This window comes from Kluyvera sp. (assembly GCF_965301105.1).
Genome location: NZ_CBDKZX010000150.1, coordinates 1 through 4,564, shown reverse-complemented (window position 1 = coordinate 4,564; position 4,564 = coordinate 1). Strand labels below are relative to the sequence as shown.

Below are 4,564 nucleotides of genomic sequence, written 5' to 3'. Positions count from 1 at the left end.
GCTACCTCGGTGGCAGAAAGGCTTTCTTTATAAGAGTCTGGGGCGATTACGATTTTCATATCTGAGCCTATTAGCGCGCGACGCCGGATGACGCATCACCGTTCCGGCCTACCTTGTGAGCCCGACGCCGTCGGGCCCAACGTCCTTAGCGAGTCACTTCCACTTTCGCCAGTTTTTCGTAGTAGCAGGCCAGCGCGCTATGGTCGGCAGTCCCCAGACCATCGGCACGCAGCGCCTGCATCATTTCCATCACCGCCGCCGTCAACGGGAGCTGCGCGCCCACGCCGTGGGAGGTGTCCAGCGCGTTGGCCAGATCTTTAATGTGCAGGTCGATACGAAAACCCGGCTTGAAGTTTCTGTCCATGACCATCGGCGCTTTGGCATCCAGCACGGTGCTGCCCGCCAGGCCGCCGCGAATCGCCTGATAGACCAGATCCGGGTTCACGCCCGCTTTGGTCGCCAGCGTCAGCGCTTCCGACATCGCCGCGATATTCAGCGCGACAATCACCTGGTTTGCCAGCTTGGTGACGTTGCCCGCACCGATTTCACCGGTGTGAACCACTGAACCCGCCATCGCTTTCATCAGGTCGTAGTACTTGTCGAAAATCGCTTTATCACCGCCCACCATCACCGACAGCGTGCCATCAATCGCCTTCGGCTCGCCGCCGCTGACCGGCGCATCCAACATATCAATCCCCTTCGCCTTCAGCGCATCGCTGATTTCACGGCTTGCCAGCGGCGCAATAGAACTCATATCAATCAATACGGTGCCCGGCTTCGCGCCTTCGATAATGCCGTTTTCACCCAGCGCCACTTCTTTGACGTGCGGCGAGTTTGGCAGCATGGTGATGATCACATCGCACTGCTCGGCAATTGCTTTTGGCGTGGTCGCGGTTTCCGCGCCCGCCGCAATCACTTCGGCAATCGTTTCAGAATTACGGTCAGCAACCACCAGTGAGTAGCCCGCTTTCAGCAGGTTTTTGCTCATCGGTTTGCCCATGATACCCAGACCAATAAAACCAACTTTCATCGTTATTTCCTCAATTTTGCGTTAATTCGGAAGGGGTTACTTTTTAAAGGCATCCGCCAGTTTCTGCGTCCCGGCACGGAACACACCCAGATCGCTGCCCACGGCCACAAAGGTGGCGCCCCACTCCAGATAGCGGCGCGCATCGGCTTCCACCGGCGCCAGAATGCCGCTGGGTTTACCGTGCGCCTTCGCACGGGCAAAAATATGCTGGATAGCCTGCTGCACTTCCGGATGCGAGGCGTTGCCGAGATGCCCCAGCGCGGCGGCCAGATCGCTTGGGCCAACAAAGATCCCATCAACGCCGTCGGTGGCGGCAATCGCATCGACGTTATCGACACCCAGTTGGCTTTCAATCTGCACCAGGATGGTGATGTTCTTGTTGGACTGCGCGAAGTAGTCCGCTACGGTGCCGAACATATTGCCGCGATGTGAAACGGATACACCGCGAATGCCTTCCGGCGGGTAACGCGTGGAGGAAACCGCCTGCGCCGCCTGCTCCTGCGTTTCCACGAACGGGATCAGGAAGTTGTAGAAACCGATGTCCAGCATACGTTTGATAATCACCGGCTCGTTGGTCGGCACGCGGACCACCGGCGCGCTCTCGCTGCCCTTAAGCGCCATCAGCTGCGGGATTAATGTCGTCACATCGTTCGGCGCATGTTCACCGTCCAGTACCAGCCAGTCGAACCCGGCCAGGCCTAACACTTCGGTGCTGATTGGGCTGGAAAGTGCGGACCAGCAGCCAATCTGAACCTGTTTTGCAGCCAGCGCCGCTTTGAATTTGTTAGGGAAAATCGCGTTATCCATGTTCATTACCTTAAGTTAGTCGCAGCTTATTTCCGCAGTTCGAGACGTTTGATGTCGCCCACCACGAACAGGTAGCAAACCATCATCATCAGTGCGGAACAGCCTACAAAAATCAGTGCGCCATTGAAGGAGTGCAGTTCACTCACGATATAACCAATCACCAGCGGCGTAACGATGGAGGCCACGTTGCCAAACACGTTAAACAGACCGCCGCACAGGCCGACAATTTCTTTCGGCGCGACGTCGGAGATGACCGGCCAGCCGAGTGCGCCAAAGCCTTTTCCGAAGAACGCCAATGCCATCAGCGTGACGACCAGCGCAGTGTTGTCGGTGTAGTTGCACAGAATAATCGTCGATGCCAACAGCATGCCCAGTACGATAGGCAGCTTACGAGCAAAAGTCAGCGTACAGCCACGGCGAATCAGGTAGTCAGAGAACAATCCACCCAACACGCCGCCGGCAAAGCCGCACAGTGCAGGGATGGACGCCACCAGACCCACTTTCAGAATCGACATGCCTTTATCCTGCACCAGATAAATCGGGAACCAGGTGAGGAAGAACCAGGTGATGGTGTTTAAGAAATACTGGCCGAAGAAGATACCTAACATCATACGGCTACTGAGCAACTGTTTGATGTAATCCAGCTTCGGACCTTTCACCGCGTCGCTACCCGGCTTTTTGTGGTCCATATCGACCACCGCGCCATTGTCGGCAATGAACTTCAGCTCTTCTTTAGACATCCGCGGATGGTCGGTCGGGTTATGAACAAACTTCACCCACATCCCGGTCAACAGGAAGCCAATCACGCCCATCACGGTAAAGACGTGCTCCCAGCCCCAGGCAAAGGTCAACCAGCCCAGCAGCGGGGAGAACAGCGCCAGCGAGAAATATTGCGCGGAGTTAAAGATAGCCGACGCGGTACCACGCTCTTTGGTGGGGAACCAGGCCGCCACAATACGCGCGTTCGCCGGGAAAGACGGCGCTTCAGAGAAGCCGAGCATAAAGCGCATGAAGAACATGGAGACGCCAGCCCACGCCAGCGGGAAGAAACCGACAAAGCCCTGTAAGAAGGTAAACAGCGACCAGAAGAACAGGCTATAGGTATACACCTTTTTGGAGCCAAATTTATCCAGTAGCCACCCTCCCGGAATCTGCATCAGCAGATAGGCCCAGCCGAATGCCGAGAAGATATACCCCATGGACACCGCGCTCAGCTCCAACTCTTTCGCCACGGAGGTACCGGCGATGGAGAGCGTTGCGCGGTCAGCGTAGTTAACGGCCGTAACAATAAAAATAATTAACAGAATTAAATAACGGGTATGCATTCCCTTTTTTGCTTCAACAGCGTCAGCAGTATCGTGTATCATTTTATTATCCTCGGGTACAGGATGCTTTAATCTTATTATTTTTATTAAAGCGAATTTCGCTGGTTATTTAATTGATGACGGGTAATCTCAATAAATAATCAGACACCATGAAATCGAGAATCAGTATAATCAGGATACCTTCGCCACGCATTGTGCAAATCACCAGGTTAATCGCTTCATAAACTAATTTTATTGTTCATGTGCACACGGCACTGGGCGCTGATGCACAATTTCACGCATTGATACCCTTGCCCCATGAGGGATGAGGAGGATGAGTGATCTGCATCACATTTTTATATTCAAACACCTGACATCCTTTATTCCATTACTTAAGTGCTTTTATTTTTCATTATCTGAAAAGAAACACTTATCTACTTAATTCATTTTACCCCCTGGCTGGAGAATGCTGGACAATGGCTAACATTGAAATCAGACAAGAATCGCCGACTGCCTTTTATATAAAAGTTCACGCTACCGATAATGTCGCGATCATTGTCAATGATAATGGATTAAAAGCAGGAACGCGTTTTCCTGACGGTCTGGAATTAATTGAACATATCCCCCAGGGGCATAAAGTTGCGCTGGTGGATATTCCTCAGAATGGTGAAATCATTCGCTACGGTGAAGTTATCGGTTACGCGGTACGCGATGTCGCCAAAGGCAGCTGGATCGACGAATCCACGGTCACGCTGCCGAAAGCGCCGCCGCTTAACACCCTGCCGCTGGCGACCAAAGTGCCGGAACCGCTGCCGCCGTTGGAAGGTTACACCTTTGAAGGTTACCGTAACGCCGACGGCAGCGTGGGCACCAAAAATCTGTTGGGCATTACCACCAGCGTGCACTGCGTGGCAGGCGTTGTGGACTACGTGGTTAAAATCATCGAACGCGACCTGCTGCCGAAATACCCGAACGTTGACGGCGTGGTCGGTCTGAACCACCTTTACGGCTGCGGCGTGGCGATTAACGCGCCGGCTGCCGTGGTGCCGATTCGCACCATTCATAATATCGCGCTGAACCCAAACTTCGGTGGCGAAGTGATGGTGGTGGGCCTCGGCTGCGAGAAGCTACAGCCAGAGCGTCTGCTGGAAGGCACGGAAGATGTGCAGAGCATCCCGGTCGACAGCGCCAGCATCGTACGCCTACAGGACGAGCAGCACGTGGGCTTTAAATCGATGGTCGACGATATCCTGCAGGTTGCCGTGCGCCATCTGGAAAAACTCAACCAGCGCCAGCGCGTCACCTGCCCGGCCTCCGAGCTGGTGGTGGGTATGCAGTGCGGTGGCAGCGACGCTTTCTCCGGTGTGACCGCTAACCCCGCTGTCGGCTACGCCTCCGACCTGCTGGTGCGCTGCGGCGCAAC

General features: G+C 54.6%; 4 protein-coding genes. 1 reads left to right on the top strand and 3 read right to left on the bottom strand.

Going from position 1 to position 4,564, the window contains the following annotated elements; genetic code table 11:
- Positions 1-145: 145 nt before the first annotated feature.
- From garR to ACW14G_RS22345, 3 genes are read right to left on the bottom strand one after another with little or no spacing between them, the layout of a single operon-like run.
- The gene (gene garR, locus ACW14G_RS22355) at positions 146-1,036 is read right to left on the bottom strand and encodes a 2-hydroxy-3-oxopropionate reductase (RefSeq protein ID WP_191091025.1); all 891 of its coding nucleotides are present in this window, start codon (positions 1,034-1,036) and stop codon (positions 146-148) included.
- A 30-nt stretch (positions 1,037-1,066) separates the two neighbouring features.
- Positions 1,067-1,837, bottom strand: a complete 771-nt coding sequence (gene garL, locus ACW14G_RS22350) for a 2-dehydro-3-deoxyglucarate aldolase (RefSeq protein WP_249022710.1) — start codon at positions 1,835-1,837, stop codon at positions 1,067-1,069.
- 26 nt (positions 1,838-1,863) lie between these two features.
- Complete coding sequence (locus tag ACW14G_RS22345; RefSeq protein ID WP_163447832.1) at positions 1,864-3,204, bottom strand: MFS transporter; 1,341 nt, start codon at positions 3,202-3,204, stop codon at positions 1,864-1,866.
- A gap of 413 nt (positions 3,205-3,617) precedes the next feature.
- Here ACW14G_RS22345 and ACW14G_RS22340 point away from each other — a divergent pair.
- A partial coding sequence (locus tag ACW14G_RS22340) for a UxaA family hydrolase (RefSeq protein WP_455648824.1) occupies positions 3,618-4,564 on the top strand: 947 nt, incomplete at its 3' end.